16 protein-coding genes and 1 pseudogene are annotated in these 17,601 nt (G+C 54.8%); 10 read left to right on the top strand and 7 right to left on the bottom strand.

Annotated features, from left to right (window positions below; all coding sequences use genetic code 11):
- Positions 1-10: 10 nt before the first annotated feature.
- Positions 11-1,387 (top strand): AbiJ-related protein, encoded by a 1,377-nt coding sequence (locus tag BLL36_RS28595; protein WP_076954941.1) that lies wholly within the window; start codon positions 11-13, stop codon positions 1,385-1,387.
- A gap of 241 nt (positions 1,388-1,628) precedes the next feature.
- Positions 1,629-2,657 (top strand): hypothetical protein, encoded by a 1,029-nt coding sequence (locus BLL36_RS28600; protein ID WP_076954942.1) that lies wholly within the window; start codon positions 1,629-1,631, stop codon positions 2,655-2,657.
- Positions 2,658-2,960: 303 nt separating this feature from the next.
- Here BLL36_RS28600 and BLL36_RS28605 read toward each other — a convergent pair whose 3' ends face one another.
- The 7 genes and pseudogenes from BLL36_RS28605 to hpaA all read right to left on the bottom strand — a co-directional run bounded on the left by BLL36_RS28605 (position 2,961) and on the right by hpaA (position 10,108).
- Positions 2,961-4,778 (bottom strand): ATP-binding protein, encoded by a 1,818-nt coding sequence (locus BLL36_RS28605; protein ID WP_076954943.1) that lies wholly within the window; start codon positions 4,776-4,778, stop codon positions 2,961-2,963.
- Positions 4,778-5,212, bottom strand: coding sequence for an ABC-three component system middle component 2 (locus BLL36_RS28610; RefSeq protein ID WP_076954944.1), 435 nt, complete (start codon positions 5,210-5,212; stop codon positions 4,778-4,780). Before BLL36_RS28610 ends, BLL36_RS28605 begins: the two co-directional genes overlap by 1 nt.
- A complete protein-coding gene (locus BLL36_RS28615) occupies positions 5,213-6,283 on the bottom strand; it encodes an ABC-three component system protein (RefSeq protein WP_076954945.1) in 1,071 nt (356 codons plus the stop codon).
- Between the two features lie 54 nt (positions 6,284-6,337).
- Positions 6,338-6,643 (bottom strand): hypothetical protein, encoded by a 306-nt coding sequence (locus BLL36_RS28620; protein ID WP_076954946.1) that lies wholly within the window; start codon positions 6,641-6,643, stop codon positions 6,338-6,340.
- Between the two features lie 551 nt (positions 6,644-7,194).
- Positions 7,195-8,454 carry an MFS transporter gene (locus BLL36_RS28625; protein WP_076954947.1) on the bottom strand — a complete coding sequence of 420 codons (1,260 nt, stop codon included), beginning with the start codon at positions 8,452-8,454 and terminating at the stop codon, positions 7,195-7,197.
- Positions 8,455-8,529: 75 nt separating this feature from the next.
- Positions 8,530-8,952 (bottom strand): homoprotocatechuate degradation operon regulator HpaR, encoded by a 423-nt coding sequence (gene hpaR / locus BLL36_RS28630; RefSeq protein ID WP_076954948.1) that lies wholly within the window; start codon positions 8,950-8,952, stop codon positions 8,530-8,532.
- A gap of 252 nt (positions 8,953-9,204) precedes the next feature.
- Positions 9,205-10,108, bottom strand: a pseudogene (gene hpaA / locus BLL36_RS28635) (4-hydroxyphenylacetate catabolism regulatory protein HpaA).
- Positions 10,109-10,289: 181 nt separating this feature from the next.
- Here hpaA and BLL36_RS28640 point away from each other — a divergent pair.
- From BLL36_RS28640 to hpaI, 8 genes are all read left to right on the top strand, one after another.
- On the top strand, positions 10,290-10,949 hold the full coding sequence (locus BLL36_RS28640; RefSeq protein ID WP_076954949.1) for a fumarylacetoacetate hydrolase family protein: 660 nt from the start codon (positions 10,290-10,292) through the stop codon (positions 10,947-10,949).
- A gap of 11 nt (positions 10,950-10,960) precedes the next feature.
- Positions 10,961-11,731 carry a fumarylacetoacetate hydrolase family protein gene (locus BLL36_RS28645; RefSeq protein WP_076954950.1) on the top strand — a complete coding sequence of 257 codons (771 nt, stop codon included), beginning with the start codon at positions 10,961-10,963 and terminating at the stop codon, positions 11,729-11,731.
- A 5-nt stretch (positions 11,732-11,736) separates the two neighbouring features.
- Entirely contained in the window at positions 11,737-13,197 is a 1,461-nt protein-coding gene (gene hpaE, locus BLL36_RS28650) for a 5-carboxymethyl-2-hydroxymuconate semialdehyde dehydrogenase (RefSeq protein WP_076954951.1), read from the top strand.
- Between the two features lie 105 nt (positions 13,198-13,302).
- The gene (gene hpaD, locus BLL36_RS28655) at positions 13,303-14,160 is read left to right on the top strand and encodes a 3,4-dihydroxyphenylacetate 2,3-dioxygenase (RefSeq protein WP_076954952.1); all 858 of its coding nucleotides are present in this window, start codon (positions 13,303-13,305) and stop codon (positions 14,158-14,160) included.
- Between the two features lie 44 nt (positions 14,161-14,204).
- A complete protein-coding gene (locus BLL36_RS28660) occupies positions 14,205-14,597 on the top strand; it encodes a 5-carboxymethyl-2-hydroxymuconate Delta-isomerase (RefSeq protein ID WP_076954953.1) in 393 nt (130 codons plus the stop codon).
- Between the two features lie 52 nt (positions 14,598-14,649).
- Positions 14,650-15,954 carry an MFS transporter gene (locus BLL36_RS28665; protein ID WP_076954954.1) on the top strand — a complete coding sequence of 435 codons (1,305 nt, stop codon included), beginning with the start codon at positions 14,650-14,652 and terminating at the stop codon, positions 15,952-15,954.
- 12 nt (positions 15,955-15,966) lie between these two features.
- Positions 15,967-16,770 carry a 2-oxo-hept-4-ene-1,7-dioate hydratase gene (hpaH, locus tag BLL36_RS28670; protein ID WP_076954955.1) on the top strand — a complete coding sequence of 268 codons (804 nt, stop codon included), beginning with the start codon at positions 15,967-15,969 and terminating at the stop codon, positions 16,768-16,770.
- A 15-nt stretch (positions 16,771-16,785) separates the two neighbouring features.
- Entirely contained in the window at positions 16,786-17,589 is an 804-nt protein-coding gene (gene hpaI, locus BLL36_RS28675) for a 4-hydroxy-2-oxoheptanedioate aldolase (RefSeq protein ID WP_076954956.1), read from the top strand.
- Positions 17,590-17,601: the final 12 nt, after the last annotated feature.

Here is a 17,601-nt window from a genome sequence, read left to right on the forward strand (position 1 = left end):
CCCCCTGCGCATGCCTCGAACCCAGCAAAACCTCACCAGCCTGCGAGATACCTTCAGTCAGATCTTGGGCAACCAGAAAGACCACTACACGGATACACGGATCCCTGAATTGCTTTTCAGGCTAGGGCTGGATGATTGCACTGAGTACAGCTCCAAAAGGCAACACCTTGAGAAAGCAGTAGAAGCTTCGAGTGATGCTCAAATGTTGGCTGCCGCTCAGACAGCCTTGGAACTGATCGGCTTTGCGGCTCATGAGCGAGACCAGCTTCAAGAGCTGGTGTGGGACGATGGAACAGCGCCTGTCATCCCCGGTCGTTACCGAAGAGAGCTGGCAGAAATGCTCAACCCCATCGAGCTTTTCATAGACAGGGCTGCTTTTGAACACGTGCTCGGTGAGTTCTGGCAAATCGACACGATGTCGTTTGTGAATTTGCTGCGACCGACCCCGACACTTCGCCAAGAAATTGTCCGCCACTACATCGAAAATCCCGATTGGGATGCGGTGACGATCTTCGACAAGCTCGGAGCGTTTCAGTCCTCGCATGCCCGATTTGGCCGATTCGTCGAAGCCTTGGCTTCCTCCCGGGTATTGCCCAGCGAACCCGCTCAGCGAAAATTCATTGAGATCGTCAACGATACCCTCAAAACGTGTGGAGTCCACATTGTCGTCGGGGTGGGGGACGATGCCTTCCTGACGGCCTCCTTGGCTTACGTAGGATCAGCCAAGCAGTCCGCCCCCAAGAACCTGATCTTCGCCTCCACCACGAAGCCAGATCTGCGACTCGGCAACGCCTTGGACAACGATATAGAGGTGATGTCCGACCCGACGGATATCCTGATCTATGACCGACCTATCGGAAGCACCGGCCTCTTGTGGCGTGACCTACAGGCTTGGTATGCCCAAACCTATGACATCGAGGAAGGCCAAGCCAAAAATCGCCTATATCGGCGCCTGGAGGCCTGCTTGCCTAAATCATCGCCCCCTCAAGCGCTAGCCTTCAGCAGCTTTTTCAAGGCCTTCACGACACACATTCCTGAACTTCCAGTCTTACTGCCCGAGGTCTGGTTTCACTGGGATCCCCTGACGGTCTCACGGCGCGGCAAGGAGGCATTGCTCAGGTCGCGCATGGACTTCCTTCTACTATTGCCCGGCGGGGTGCGGGTTGTAATCGAGATTGATGGCAAACACCACTATTGCGATGCAACCGGACGCTCAAGTCCCCGCCTCTACGCCGAGATGATGGCAGCTGACAGGGCTCTAAGGCTGGTGGGGTATGAGGTCTATCGCTTCGGTGTTCACGAGCTTCAGCAGCCTAATGCCGAGGAGGTTCTGATAATATTCTATCGCTCGCTGTTTGAACGTTACTCATTGCTGCCGGCACCGTGATTCACTGATCCCATAAGCCGAAGATCGCTTAGCCTGAGCGCTGAAAAACTTTCCGCGAAGTAATTGATCAACGCCGATGCTTCCGGCCTCTTCCTGGATTCATATTGCTCCTCCAAATCCACAGATGGCACCATGTGGAAGACCTGATCATCACGATAGAATTTCAGCGAGACGCTGGGATGCTCACCCTCGCCCCCCCGAAGGCTCACATTTTCAAAATCTACCAAGGAAATCGAAATTCATGGACAGTGTTTTTGAAGGTACCTTCCCTACTGACGCGAGCCCAGAGGAAATCTTCCCGCAAAACGCGCTCTCAATATTGCCATTCGTTCCGGAGGCCATATCAGCCTGGGCGTCAGGAAACGACCTGCATACCTTCATTCACAAACTACTTGAAGGTACGGGTTATGAAGATCAGGCAGATGAAAGGCTGGAGGGAGCGATCAAACAAGCCCTGGCTTTGGCAGACCACTTTGCAGAGATCGCAAGTCATTCAATGCCGGCGCCTGGTGCACGAACCCAAGCACCCGTGATGGTCGACTTTGAGCATGACCCTGTGTTCGGACGGTTAGCCAAGACATTGATAGCTTGGCAAGAGACCATCGGAAACGTCTTGTCCGAAGCAGGATATTTTTCTCTTTCACACATGCTTGAAACCCGGTCTGATCTGATGTGCTCTGTACAGCTGGCGGGCGCGCTGTACTACCGTCAGTCCATGCAAGTGCTGCGCGGATTCATCGAAAGCGTCATTTTACCAATCCATTTTTGCAGACGGCCCGAGCTGTTCAAGAAATGGAAATCTAACGAGTACCAAGCGCCTTCGATACGTGGCAAGGACGGAGTTTTATCGCGCCTGAAAAAAGATGGGATCATTTCGACAGAGCTGGAAACTACCATCTCCGATGCCTACAACCTGCTCAATGGGTATATCCATGGTAGCGAAGAGAAACTGAACAACACCGGCCTGGATCGAGGCGAGTGGGAAGGTCATACATTCCAACAGGCGCGGTTCGAGGCATGGGCGCAGGTCTTTGCCTCACTCATCGAGGCCTCCCTCCCTCTCGTCAAAATCAATTTATCTCAGTGGGCAACAGCCAGGTTAGATTGGGAATTATTCTGTAGCGTATGCCATGGTCATGACCTCGAAACCAAGCAGCAAAGAATTGACCCACCGATGACTCAGCATCAGTGTAAGCAATGCAGTCATACCTTCTGGAGGAATGAGGACGGCCAGCAATTCGTGCATGCAACCGTAGAATTTCTCGACTGATCATTTCATGCGCTCAGGGCTGTGGAGAAGACCTCAACAGCCCGCCATGCAAACTGACTTTTTAGCTGACCTGCACGGGGATAGCCCAAGCCAAGCCCACGAGTTAATATTTGGGCGTTATTAGCTCTCCACGACTCCATGACTCGGGACTCAAGACTCAGGGCTCCCATGACGCTGATCGGGAAGGTTTAAGCTTTGGCCTGTACCTTCACCCAAACCAATCATTCGTGTTTACCGAGAGCCGAAAGCTAGTAAGTCGATCACCGCGCCATGTAAGGGTGACCGACAAACTATACAGTCGGATCAGCCTCGTAGTGGGAAGAAGCCGTATCTCCCACTCTTTCTGCTTTTCGTGAAGTGCTGATAATTCAAATGAGGGATGAGCGCCATATCAGGCTCCTTGTTCTCAAATACAATCACTTGAGAATCTTTGAAGTTGTCGGCAATATCCTGATAGAACGCATAAATCACGTCCGCTGCCACCTCCTCATCATCTTCTTCAGGCTCCGGATCCCCTTCTTTGTATGTCGTCAGTGGCGAATCAAGCACCACAAAGCCAGGGTGGCGCCCAGAGAGTTTTAGTAGATTCATCAGCCCTAGAGCAAATGCAGAAGACGCGATGGCTCGATACCCCTTGCCAAAATTGCCTCTCGCACTCCCACCAATGGAGATGTCCCGTGCTTTGAAGTTGAATTCCACCGGGGCGTGATTCGGGAAACTCCAGCGCTGCAAGATATCCTGAATCTCTTTAACCAAAGGCTTGGCAGACTCCTCAAAGCTTTCAGGGGTGTATTTGTTTTGCTCCTCAAGCAGCAATACACCCAGCTTTTTCAGCTCCCCTCTTAGCTTGGCCTTATTCGTAACGTACTTATCCAGCGCCGAGTGATCCTGGTTGAGGCATGAGGCTAGCTCCTTCAGATCGCTCACCAGCTGCACTGAGCTCTGAATCTCTGTGGAGATCAACTTCTCCAGTACTGCGATGGACGTTTTGGTAGTCTCAGCGGTGGAAGTATTCCGTTCAATCGCTGCCGCCAGGGATCCCTGTGCCTCCCCAAGCTCATGGAGGTTTTTCGAAATTCGCTCCAGCTCGAAGGAAACCCCCTTCTTGATGTCATCGACATCGGTTGTGCATGATTCGGAGTCGAAATGATTGCCACAGGTTGGACAAAGCACCGCGTCTGACTCGTCGAGTAAGACTGCCGCTTGCTCAATTCCCTGTAGACGCTGGCGGTCTGATTCATATTTCTGGCCAAGCATGCCAAACCGCCCCAGTAGGGCCCTATCTTCAGCAATTTTTCCTTCGACCACTTCCAGTTCGGAGATATGGCTGGCCTTTTGGGTGAATAGCCCTTCACTCGAATGAAAAGCGCCTTCCAGCTCAGTTTCTGCCACCTTCAGCCGAAGCTTAACTTGGGTCGTAAAAGAACTTAGCTTCTGGAGTTCAAGCGCCTCAGCCGCGTCGTCACCTGGATAGAATTGCTTGATAATGTCTTCGACAGCAGCTGCCCTGTGCCTCAATGCCCCTTTTGACGCCAACTCCTTTTTAGCCTGTTTAACCCCGGTGTCGTCTTTCCCCGTCAGCAACAGCTTCAGAATGGATGTCTCCATAGTGCGCTCATCTTTCTGACCCGTACCCAGTGGAGAGTACTCAGCCACGATTCGCGTTTCATCCATCAAAAATACTTTTTCGAAATCACGAAGAGAGAACGAAGCGTTATTGAGAGAGGCTGTACCTTTCAACAACAGCTTTCCATTCAACCCCAACCTATCCAGAAATTGATTGGAGATCGAATTCATCTTTGTAGGGTTATGTTTCACCCCCAGGGTTTGAACCTTCCCATCCTCATCGTAAAGGGTAGGCTTAGAGCTTTCTGAAAGGTGCCTCTCAATGGTGAAGGAACGCCCATCATCATGCACAAACTTAACGTTGAGAGTGGTGTAGCCCTGCGACTCGTTGATAGGCTTTGGAGGCGTATTTGCACCAAGGGCAAACTTCACGCACTGAACAATGTAGGACTTACCAGTGTTGGAGCCGCCTTGAACAACGTTCGCACCCTTCTCAAAATAAACAGCGGCGTCTGCACGGTCAGGGCCACTCACGACAACGCTTTCAATATACATCAGACCACCCTGTCAATTTTATAAATAGTGCGGCGTTGAGCGGCGAGAAAATCAACATTAGCCTCGACCCAAGAAACACGTCTTCTGAAATCCACATGGTATTCAGTACTCAACTTGGCGGCAAACACACTACCCGCACTCGTGATAGAGTATCGAACACCTTTCTCATCAACTTGGGAAGTAATCAAACCTTTAGCGGTAAATAGTTTTATGGCGCTTGGGAAAATTTCTCGCCTACGCACAAGTTCGGCAAGTCGATTCAAAAGGACTGGATGCAGGCTTGCATCCCCTTGAAAGTCACCACTATAAATAGAGGCATAGTCAAAAAAGATAAGTTCGTCGAGATCAAGCTGCCGGGCTAAGCCTGCAAGCAACAGAACAATGCGCGCACCAACTTCCACAGGGCTGTTGTACAAATCCTTTGAGCTCGTCATCTATTTCTTAATCCATTTAAACTTTAGGTCATTCACCAGTTGATGACATAGCCCCTTTCGATCGGAGGTCTGCAAGAAATGCCGAAGTGGATGAGAGTCATATGGAATATTAACGGACTGCGTGCTTACTTCGAGAAAACGTTGATACCCATCATCGAATTTCTTACGCACCACGCTGTGCAAGCCTTCGTGGCACTCACCTTTGAGGCTTTCATAGCATCCTGTAGGAAAAGCATCGCGCGAAAATATCTCCAGTGACTCAGCGCTGAAAAAGTTAATCCGAGCTCGCTCAAGATCTTCCTTATACTCAGAGTCCATGACGTTACTGAATGAATACTCTCCACCATCGGCATCAGAGAACGCATCTAAAAGCGCATCAATATAAATTTTCTCATTATCACCAACAGCGCTGGGCTCAGGCTTCCGAACCTGCGGTCGCTTAAGGTGATAGCTTCCAAACCGCGTCGTGTGATATGGCGTCAGGGCGTGCCTATCAATTAACTCCTGTGAAGACATTTCATCAACAAATGAAAAATCAAGGGTATTTATATAATCCAACAGACCACCCTCAAGAGGAATGGATTCCGTCTTCGTAATCTTATCCTTACATACCTTATCCCAACGCTTAATGATCTCAGCCTTGATGCGAGACTTCTTGGACAGCATATCGATGCAATCAGAGCTGCAGCCTTTCGGGGAAACAAAGCGGTACTCACGCGGCAGGGTGTAATCCTCCCTCCACGTGTAGTAAACCAGCTTACCCAGCTCCCCAACTACGTTTGCTACGCTCAGTTTATCTTTGTAGTGCTTGCATTGGTAATTGTCCCACTCCGTCGCATGCCGCGCGATGACATCGCGCCCCTTGTCTCCCGCACCAGCACAGCGAGTGACCGATTCGTAGTCTTTACCTAAGTAAGAGACGAACTCCAGCGTAAAGATTTCCCAAGTATCCGGAGACATGATCTGCAGGCGATCAAGGGGATGAATTGTTTCACCTTTTTCTACATCCAGTGCTGTGAGCTCGAATTCCGGGGGTGGAGGGAGCTTAATGGCATTTTCACCAAAAGACATTAGCTACTCCTCTGCGACAAGGTGCTTTGCTTGCTGAGTTGTAATTAGCCCATATCATAATCCGAGGTCGCGCTCCACCTGTAGAGTCTGGATACGATCTGGCATCTCACCAAGGATTTTATTTGGATTCTTCCGCAAGGCGCCCGTGAGCTTCTTCAGGAAACGCTGATTCAACTCCATATTCCCCATCAGTTCGGCAATAATAATTTCAGGGTCAACGTCAGCTTCTTCCAGTCCAATTCCCAGCGCCGCGCGGGCTGCGCCGATGGGTTTGTCCATCGCGTATTCGACTAGATCGGCAGGATGAAAAGCATATTCCTGCTTCTGTTCCTGGCCCTTTTCCTGCTCCTGCTCACTCATGCATGAGTTCCTTAGTTGTCGGCATATTGTTCGTCTGGGGATTCGTCTGGGTTCTTGAGTTATTGGGCTTTCAGGCTTTCAAGCGGGTGCTCTTCTAATCGCATTCACGGCTAAGACTCCCAAGTAGCCGCCTCGGGATATGATGGTCGTCTGTCTGCGTTTCTGTGGCGTAGCTGATCCATGCCGAATTCCTACCGCCCTACTCTCCCCTTAGGCGGGGGTGGCTGGCATCTAAGTATCCATAGGTAATGGCACAATACTATCTTTAATACGCCGTGCTGGGGAACCCGACGGGGTGCCTGGAGGGCTAACTGGAGGAGTCGTGCGGGGCGCTTGGGGACTGAGGGTTATGGAATTGCGGGCTTTGTGTGAGGGGTGGATGTAGCCGACATGTTCATCGATTTTAGAAAAATGGACAATGGACAAAAAAAATAAGCTACTGATTTGTATAGATTTTACATGTCCATTTATGGATTTAGCTCACACATACAGAACTTATCGGACGCGGCCACGACTTTTTCTTAATCGTCGAGAACAAGATTTCAGCCGATTCAATAAAGAGACCACGCGTGAGCGCTAACGCCTGCGTCTACCCGCTGCGAAATCCATTGCCACGCACAGTAAACGAGCAGTAAGGCCCCGGATATCTGCATCGCCCAGGGGCCACCGATCCTTGCGGCTAACAGGCCGGCGATCAGGCCTCCAATCGCGTCGAAGCCAAAGCGTGTCGAGGTGTAGATCGACACTATCCGGCCACGCAGAACTTCCGGGGCTTGGCTCTGCAGCAGGATATTGGTGCCGACATTGTTGATCGTTACTCCAAAACCCAATACGGCCATTGCGGCCAACGAAAGCGCCAAGTGCGTACTGGCCGCAAACACCATTAAGGCGATGGCGCTGATTGTGGCTGTGGCGATGATCAAACGCTGCAGTTGCTCGGCGGATTGGCGGCCGGCGAGTAGCAGAGTCGAGAGCAGTGAGCCGAATCCTGCGGCCCCCCAGAGCCAGCCCAGCGTCCTGGCATCACCGGAAAAGATGTCGCGGGCGAACACCGGCAACAATACGGCGTCGCTGGAGGCGCTGACGTTCACGACCAGTACACCCAGGATCAGGCCGCGTACCGAGGGCGCTTGAAAGGCGTAGGCCAGGCCTTCGCGAAAGACATTGCTCATGCTGCCGTTGGCGCGCACGCCCGCGCTCATACGAACGGCCAGCAGGCCGAAGATGAGTGCAACGTAAGACATCGCATTCAACGCAAAGCAAACAGCCTCGCCGACCATGCCGATCAGTAACCCGGCCAGAGGCGGGCCGACAAAGCGAGAACAGGTAAATAGGGTGGCATTCAGCGCCAGGGCATTCGGCAGGTCTTCGACATTGTCGACAAACCGGCTCAGCAGCGATTGGCGAAGCGGCGTGTCCACGGCGTTCAGCACACCGAGTGCGAATGACATGATCACGATCAGGTTGGCGCCAATGTGGCCACTGTAGGTCAGCAGTGCCAATAGCAGTGCCTGGATACCCAGCAGGGTCTGAGTGAACAACAGTAGCCGGCGTTTATCATGGCGATCAATCCATGCCCCGGCGATTGGGCCGACAAGCAACTGTGGCAACAAACTGGCACATGTCGTGATACCCAAGAGTGCCGCAGAGTCTGTTAGACGGTAGATAAGCCAGGACAGCGCCACCATCTGTACCCAAGTGCCCAGTGTGGAAATCGCATGGCCGATGAAGTAAAGGCGAAAGTTGCGATGGCGCAGCGCCCGAATGGAGTACGGCCAGCGAGACGACGTGGGTGATTGGGGGTGATTCACGACAGAGGACCCGTCAGAGGCAAATAATATTCACATGTTAACTTACTATCACCCCCTCGCGTGATCAGTCCGCCGTCAAGGCTTGATATTTTTCAGGTCATTGAGCAACGCCAGCAGCTGCTCCATTTTTTCCACGCCAAACTGTTCCTGGATTCTGAGGTAGTTGCTTTCCATGCCTTCGCTCATGGAGACGAAGCATTGCTGGCCGCGCTCTGTGAGCGCAACAAAAACGCGCCGTTGATCCTGGCTGGACTTCTGCCGACGTACGAGACCATCGCGCTCCAGACGACTTAAAACGCCTGTCATGCTCGGCTTTAGAATGCAGGCCTGATGTGCAAGTTGATGGCTTTCAAGTTCGCCCTGCTGGCGCAGTATCCGAATGACCCGCCACTGTTGCTCGGTCAGGTCATGCTTGTTCAGTGCTGGACGGAAGAAAGCCATTGCGGCTTCGCGAGCTTGCAGCAAGGTCAGTGTCAGTGAAGGTCTGGGGTTAGCCATAACGGAACTACTTGAATGGGCGAGTCGGCAGCTTAGTGTCGCCAGCCAACGGGTGCAAGCTGCGGACCAACGCTCGTTTATTCTCTTGTTAGCGCTTTTACAACGTGCCTTCAGTTGAACATCGCCCAGCAGCGGTGCTTCTGTGAAAAGTACAATCCGTTCCCCGTAAAAGCCATTCTGTCGAACCGCTGCGGTGGCCATGATGATCCGTACAAGATCAACAAGACCAAAGCAAGAATACCTATGCCCCGTTCAACGCAAACCCGATTGACGCTGGCGGTACTCCCCCGGAGTGAGCTGTGCGTAGCGCTGGAAGAAACGACTGAAATAGGCCGGACCTTGAACCCGAGCTGGTAGCAGATTTCGTTGGCAGAGCTGCCCGTAAACAACAGCAGTCGTTTGGCCTCTTGCATCAAACGCTCCATGATCAAACGTTTGGAAGGCAGGTCGGCGATCCGTCGGCATACATCGTTGAGTCGTGCTTCTGTCACCCCAATGCCTTCAGCGTAACGGGACAATGGCCAGTGCTGTTGGTAGTGAGCTTCAATCAGCTCATTGAAGCGATGGAAGATTTTCAGATCCTCGTGCCTGGCAGGCGTCGCTTTCAACGAGTGGGAACACAGCCGCAACAGGCTGATCATGATCAATCGCGTCAGGCTTTCCAAGGCAGCGCTACGCCCGGAACGCTCAGCCATTACCTCTTCGCTCAGTTCCTCGAACAGGTATTCCAGTCGGCGGACATCGCCCGCATATGCGGCCCCAGATGAGCCAGCGCGACACACGCCGCCGGCAGTTGCGCGCCGGCCGGCGCCAGACTGGAGTCGGCATCGATCAGTTGCCACACCAATTGCTGACGCACCGTCAACACGTGCCCGTCACTGTCGGCCTCGGTCACAAAGGAGTGCGGGACGGTGGGGGGTGTCAGGAAGAACATCGGCCCGGACTCAACGTATTGCTGGTCGTCCAGGTACACCCGCACCGTTCCGCTTTTCACGTAGTGAACCTGGAAGAACCGGTCATGCCGGTGAACCGGCATGTTGCGACCGAAGAACCCCGCCAGGTTACCCAGCTTGTCGTAATGAACTTCAGCGTCGCTGTAGCGCTGGTCGTACACCTGGCCAATGTTGATGTTCGGAATGGGTTGACGGTCAGTCATCGCACGCTACTCATTTGTATTTTGATTCAGGCATTGCCGTTGCTTTCATCCTGCACCCAATTCGGTACGGCAACCACTGTGCAGAGAGTCTGCCACGCTTGACGATAGTTAACATATTAATTATAACTGTTAACACATTAACAAAATCACAGAGCCCTCATGGCTCTGCCAGGAGAAAAGCATGAGCCGTGCCTTGCATGACGTCGCGACCGGCACCCTTTTCGGTGTCGCGCTGAACTATCAGGGACTGCTGAAGCAGCGCCTCGCCGAATTCGAACAGCCGCCTTATCAGAAGCCGCCAATAAAACCTGTGCTTTTCATCAAGACGCCCAACACGCGCAATCAGCACGGTGCCGAGGTTGTGCATCCAGGCAATGGTGAACGTTTGCAACCTGGGCCGGCATTGGGGGTTGTGATTGGCAAAACAGTCAGCCGAGTCAGCCCGGCCGAGGCACTCGATTACGTGGCCGGTTACACCATCGTCAATGAATTCAGCCTGCCGGAAGACAGCTACTACCGCCCCGCCGTCAAAGCAAAATGTCGTGATGGTTTCTGTGTCATCGGGCCTGAACTGGTCCCGAGCGCACAACTCGCCGACCCGCACAGTCTGGCCATCAAGCTGTACGTCAATGGTGTCATTCGCCAGCAAAACAACACGGCCAATTTCGTTCGCGACATTCCCCGGCTCATTGCAGAAATCAGCGAATTCATGACCCTGCATGCTGGCGATGTACTCATCACCGGTACCCCTGAGGACCGCGTAGACGTGGTACCAGGCGACCGCGTCGAAGTCGAAATCAGCGGCCTGGGTCGCCTCGTCAATCACATCGTGGCCCAGTAACAGGAGTTCATATGAAACACGCCCGTATCCGCTTTGAAGGCGAAACCCACACCGCTACCGTTGAAGACAACAACGCCGTCCGTTTGGCCGATGGTCGCTTGCTTGCAGAAAGCCAGGTGGAATGGCTACCACCCGCGACCGGCAGCATGTTCGCCCTGGGTTTGAACTACGCCGATCACGCCGCAGAACTGGCCTTCAAGCCGCCCACCGAGCCGTTGGCGTTTATCAAATCACCCGGCACCTATACCGGCCACAACCAAGTGACCTGGCGTCCGGATAATGTTGCGTATATGCACTATGAGTGCGAACTCGTTGCCGTCATCGGCAAGCAGGCACGCAACGTCAAACGTGAAAACGTCCTGGAATACCTGGCGGGTTACACGGTGTGCAACGACTACGCGATTCGCGATTACCTGGAAAATTACTACCGTCCCAATCTGCGAGTGAAGAACCGCGACGCTACGACGCCTGTTGGTCCATGGATCGTCGATGTCGCCGATGTTCCAGATCCAAGCAACCTGAAACTGCGCACCTGGATCAACGGTGAACTGCGTCAGGAAGGCAGCACCAAGGACATGATTTTCGACATCCCCTACCTGATCGAGTACCTGTCCAGCTTCATGACCTTGCAGCCCGGCGACATGATCGCAACCGGCACGCCTGAAGGACTGGCCGATGTGGTGCCAGGCGATGAAGTCGTTGTGGAAGTTGAAGGCGTGGGTCGCCTCGTTAATCGAATTGTCAGCGAAGCGGAGTTCTTCTCCGCCCGGAAAGAGGCTTGAGCACTATGATCAAACATTGGATCAACGGCCGTGAGGTCGAAAGCAAAGACGTGTTCGTCAACTACAACCCGGCCACGGGTGAAGCCATTGGTGAAGTGGCCAGCGGCGGTGCCGAAGAAGTGGCTCAGGCAGTAGCAGCGGCAAAGGAAGCGTTTCCAAAGTGGGCTAACACGCCAGCCAAGGAACGTGCCCGACTGATGCGCAAGCTTGGCGAACTGATCGAGCAAAATGTGCCGCATCTGGCCGAGCTGGAAACCCTCGATACAGGCTTGCCGATTCACCAGACCAAGAATGTATTGATTCCACGTGCTTCGCATAACTTCGATTTTTTTGCCGAAGTCTGCACGCGTATGGACGGGCACAGCTACCCGGTCGATGACCAGATGCTCAACTACACCCTCTATCAACCGGTAGGTGTTTGTGGCCTGGTATCGCCATGGAACGTGCCGTTCATGACGGCGACCTGGAAGACCGCGCCGTGCCTGGCGCTGGGCAATACCGCCGTCCTGAAAATGTCTGAACTGTCGCCACTGACCGCAAACGAACTGGGTCGACTGGCCGTCGAAGCGGGTATTCCCAATGGTGTACTCAACGTCATCCAGGGCTACGGCGCCACTGCGGGAGATGCGCTGGTTCGGCACCCGGATGTACGTGCGATTTCCTTCACCGGCGGCACAGCCACCGGCAAGAAAATCATGCAGACCGCGGGCCTGAAAAAATACTCCATGGAACTGGGCGGCAAGTCGCCGGTGCTGATTTTCGAAGATGCGGACCTTGAGCGCGCCCTTGACGCGGCGTTGTTCACCATCTTCTCGCTCAACGGCGAGCGCTGCACCGCTGGTAGCCGAATCTTTATCCAGGAAAGCGTTTACCCGCAGTTCGTGGCCGAGTTTGCCGCTCGCGCCAAACGCTTGATCGTCGGCGACCCGCAAGACCCGAAAACCCAGGTCGGCTCGATGATCACGCAGGCCCATTACGACAAGGTCACAGGCTACATCAAGATCGGTATCGAAGAAGGCGCCACCCTCCTCGCTGGCGGCCTGGACCGTCCGGCCAACTTGCCTGCCCACTTGAGCAAAGGTCAGTTTATCCAGCCGACAGTGTTCGCCGATGTAAACAACAAGATGCGCATTGCTCAGGAAGAAATCTTCGGCCCCGTGGTGTGCCTGATTCCGTTCAAGGATGAAGCCGAAGCCTTGCAGCTGGCCAACGACACCGAATATGGCCTGGCGTCCTACATCTGGACCCAGGACATCGGTAAGGCGCATCGTCTGGCCTACGGCATCGAAGCCGGTATGGTGTTCATCAACAGCCAGAACGTACGCGATCTGCGTCAGCCGTTCGGCGGCGTGAAAGGCTCCGGCACCGGGCGTGAAGGCGGCCAATACAGCTTCGAAGTGTTCGCCGAGATCAAGAACATCTGCATCTCTATGGGCAGCCATCACATTCCACGCTGGGGACTATAACCACAATATCGATTGCTGAAGCCAGCGATGGGTCGCGCATCGGCCTGTCGCAGCTTCACTTACCGTCGGATTGAAACGCATAACAACAATTTCAGGAGAATCATCATGGGCGAAGTCGTCCTGGCTGCGAAAATCTGTCACGTACCCTCGATGTATTTGTCGGAGCTTCCCGGCAAACACCATGGCTGCCGTGAAGCAGCCATTGCCGGACACAAGGAAATCGGCCGTCGCGCCCGTGAACTGGGTGCTGACACCGCGGTGGTTTTCGATGTGCACTGGCTGGTCAACAGTGCTTACCACGTCAACTGTGGCGAACACTTCAAAGGTATCTACACCAGCAACGAGTTGCCGCACTTCATCAAAGACATGGAGTACGAGTACCCAGGATGTCCAGAACTGGGCGCGCTGATCGCTGCAGAAGCCAACGCCGCTGACGTGCGCACACTGGCGCATAACATCCCGAGCCTGGAGCTTGAATATGGAACCCTGGTGCCTATGCGCTATATGCACATGGGCGTACCGCAAGACCAGAAATTCAATGTCGTTTCGATCGCTGCCTGGTGCGCCTGGCATCGCCTGCAAGACAGTTTCACTTTCGGTGCCGCTGTACGCCGTGCCATTGAAAAGAGTGACCGAAAAGTACTGGTGCTGGCCTCTGGCTCTCTGTCACACCGCTTCTCCGATGACCGCAATGCCGAAGCCAATATCCACTGCTGGACGCGTGAGTTCGACAAGCAGGTCGACCTGCACGTGACTGAGCTGTGGCGCCAGGGCCGCTGGAAAGAGTTCTGCGCCATGCTTCCGGACTATGCCGAGCATTGCTTCGGCGAAGGCAAGATGCATGACACCGCCATGCTCCTCGGTCTGCTCGGCGGGCCTGATTACAACAAGCCCGCTGAAATTATCACCGAGCCGTTCCCCAGTTCAGGCACCGGTCAGATCAACGCGATTTTCCCTCTTTGATGTGTGCCCGCACGGCATGACCGTGCGGCACGAAGGAGCTGTTCATGCCTCATTTCATTGCTGAGTACACCGACAACATCGAACAACAAGCCGATCTGCCTGCCCTGTTCGAAAAAGCCCACGCCACGCTGGGCGACAGTGGCGTGTTTCCTTTGGGTGGCATCCGTAGCCGCGGGGTACGCCTGGACACCTGGCGTATGGCCGACGGCAAGCATGATTACGCGTTCGTCCATATGACCTTGAAGGTCGGTCATGGCCGTGATCTGGCGACACGGCAGAAAGTCGCCGAGCGTTTGTTCGAGGTCATCACCCAGCACTTCGCCGAGCTTCAGGCACAGCGCCCGCTGGCGTTGTCGTTCGAGATGATCGAACTGCATGAGCAACTCAACTTCAAGGAGAACAACGTCCACGCCTTTCTCAAGGCTCAGGCCCGTTAACGCAGCCTGCCCGTTCGTTCCATCGGCCTCTCAGACAAAAAATTATAAAACCATGAGCACAGCCAATACTGTCGACACTATCGAGACTGTTGCACGCGACCGTACTCACACCATCATCACCTGGCGTCTGATGCCATTGTTGTTGATCTGCTACCTCTTCGCTCATCTCGACCGGATCAACATCGGTTTCGCCAAGATGCAGATGAGCGCTGACCTGAATTTCAGCGACACCGTCTACGGCCTTGGCGCCGGCCTGTTCTTCGTGGCCTACGCGCTGTTTGGCGTACCCAGCAACATGGCCCTGGACCGTGTTGGCCCGAGACGCTGGATTGCCGCGCTAATGGTCGTGTGGGGGGCGTTGTCGACCTGCATGTTTTTGATCGACAGCCCTATGGGTTTCTATGTCCTGCGCTTTTTGCTCGGTGTGGCCGAGGCCGGTTTCTTTCCAGGCATTCTGGTGTTTCTGAATCGCTGGTACCCCGCCGCTCGTCGAGCGCAAATCACTGCATTGTTTGCGATCGCGGTACCGATGGCAGGTGTCATCGGTGGCCCTCTCTCAGGCGGCATCCTCGAACACTTTCATGACTTTGGCGGCCTGCGCGGCTGGCAATGGATGTTCGTCATCGAGGGCGCGCCCGTCATCCTGCTCGGGCTGGTGGTGCTCAAGTGCTTGCCGGACCGCTTCGAGACGGTCAAGTGGCTGACGCTGGACCAGAAGCAACAGCTGCGCGAGCAACTGAACAAGGAAGAACACCGCAAATCGATCACCTCGTTCTCCGCCATTCTCAATAACCCGCAGGTGTGGCTGCTGGTGGCGGTGTATTTCGCGGTGATGCTGGCGGTCAACACCCTGGCCTTCTGGATGCCGACGCTGATCCACGGAGCGGGGATCGGCAGCGACGGCAAGGTCGGTCTGCTCAGTGCCGTGCCTTATCTGGCCGGTTGTTTTTTCATGATCGGCTGTGGGCGCTCGTCTGATCGACACCGCGAGCGGCGCTGGCACCTGTGTGTGCCGCTACTGATGTCTGCCGCCGGCATTGCCGTTGCCGGGCTCTCACCCACCAACCCGACGCTGGTTCTGGGTGGTTTGATCGTCGCCGGCATGGCTGCCAATGCTGCGTTGCCGATGTTCTGGCAGTTACCCCCGGCCTTTCTTTCCAACAGCACCCAAGCCGCTGGCATTGCCCTGATCAGTTCCTTCGGCAGCATCGCTTCGTTCTTCGCGCCCTATCTGATCGGCTGGATGCGCGACACAACCCAGAGTGCCAGCCTGGCCCTTTACGTCCTGGCACTCCTCATTGCACTCGGTGGTTTTCTGGTGCTGCGTACCCAGGCCGCCATCGTCAACCCTCAGTAAGAGATCATTGTCATGCTTGATCACCGTCTTATTCAGCAAGCCGCCGCCCACCTCGATCATGCCGAGCGCTCACGCGAGCAGGTACGTCAGTTTTCCCTGGAGCATCCAGAGATCACTATTGAAGACGCCTATGCCATTCAACGCGCCTGGGTGGCCCAAAAAATCAAGGACGGTCGCAAGTTGGTCGGGCATAAAATCGGCCTGACCTCTCGCGCCATGCAGGTGTCCTCCAACATCACCGAGCCGGATTACGGCGCGCTCCTCGATGACATGTTCTTCGATGAAGGCACCGACATTCCGTTTGAGCGCTTTATCGTGCCGCGAGTTGAGGTCGAGCTGGCGTTCATTCTGGGCAAGCCATTGAAAGGTCCGAACGTGACGGTTTTTGATGTGTTGGACGCCACCGAATGGGTGAGCCCGGCGCTGGAAATCATTGACGCGCGCATCCAGCAGGTCGACCCGCACACCAAAGCGACCCGCAAGGTGTTCGACACCATCTCCGACAATGCCGCCAATGCCGGCGTGGTCATGGGCGGTCGCGCCGTGCGCCCCACGGAGATCGACTTGCGCAAGGTACCCGCCGTGCTCTATCGCAACGGCGTGATCGAGGAGTCCGGAGTTTCAGCGGCGGTACTCAACCACCCGGCGAAGGGCGTGGCCTGGCTCGCAAATAAACTGGCGGCCTATGACGTCACCCTGCAACCAGGACAAATCATCCTGGGTGGCTCCTTCACCCGTCCTGTTGCGGCCAATCCTGGCGATACCTTCCATGTCGACTACGACATGTTGGGCTCCATTGCCTGTCGTTTCGTTTGATCGGAGATCTTCTCGATGGATATGCCTGTAAACACCTTCAAGATTCGCCTGCAAAGCGGTGAAGCACAGATCGGCCTTTGGCTTGGACTGGCAGATGCTTACTGCGCCGAGCTGGCCGCCAACGCCGGATTCGATTGGCTGTTGATCGACGGCGAACATGCGCCCAACGATCTGCGCGGGATGCTAGGTCAGCTTCAGGCCGTGGCGCCCTACCCCAGCCATCCTGTGATTCGCCCGGTCATCGGCGACACTGCACTGATCAAGCAAGTGCTCGATATTGGCGTGCAGACGTTGTTGGTGCCCATGGTGGAAAGCGCAGACCAGGCGCGGGAACTGGTTCGAGCAATCCACTACCCACCCAAGGGTGTTCGCGGTGTCGGCAGTGCGCTGGCACGCGCGTCGCGCTGGAACAGCATTCCCGGTTACCTCGACATAGCCGATGAACAGATGTGCCTGCTCGTGCAGATCGAAAATCGCGAAGGCCTGGCCAATCTGGATGCCATCGCGGCTGTAGACGGTGTCGACGGGGTCTTTATCGGTCCAGCGGATCTGAGCGCCTCAATGGGTTACCGCGGCAACCCGGGCCATCCAGAAGTGCAGGCTGCTATCGAGGACGCCATCGCCCGCATCCAGAAAGCCGGCAAAGCAGCTGGCATTCTCAGCGCCGATCAGAAGCTGGCCAAGCGCTACATCGAACTGGGTGCGGCGTTCGTTGCGGTGGGCGTAGACACCACGGTGCTGATGCGCGGACTTCAAACGCTTGCAGCAACCTTCAAAGATTCACCGGCGCCCACCAGCGCGGGTGGCAGTGTCTACTGACAGCCCTGGAAA

It is taken from the genome of Pseudomonas cedrina subsp. cedrina, from assembly GCF_001983175.1.
GTDB classification, from domain to species: domain Bacteria; phylum Pseudomonadota; class Gammaproteobacteria; order Pseudomonadales; family Pseudomonadaceae; genus Aquipseudomonas; species Aquipseudomonas cedrina.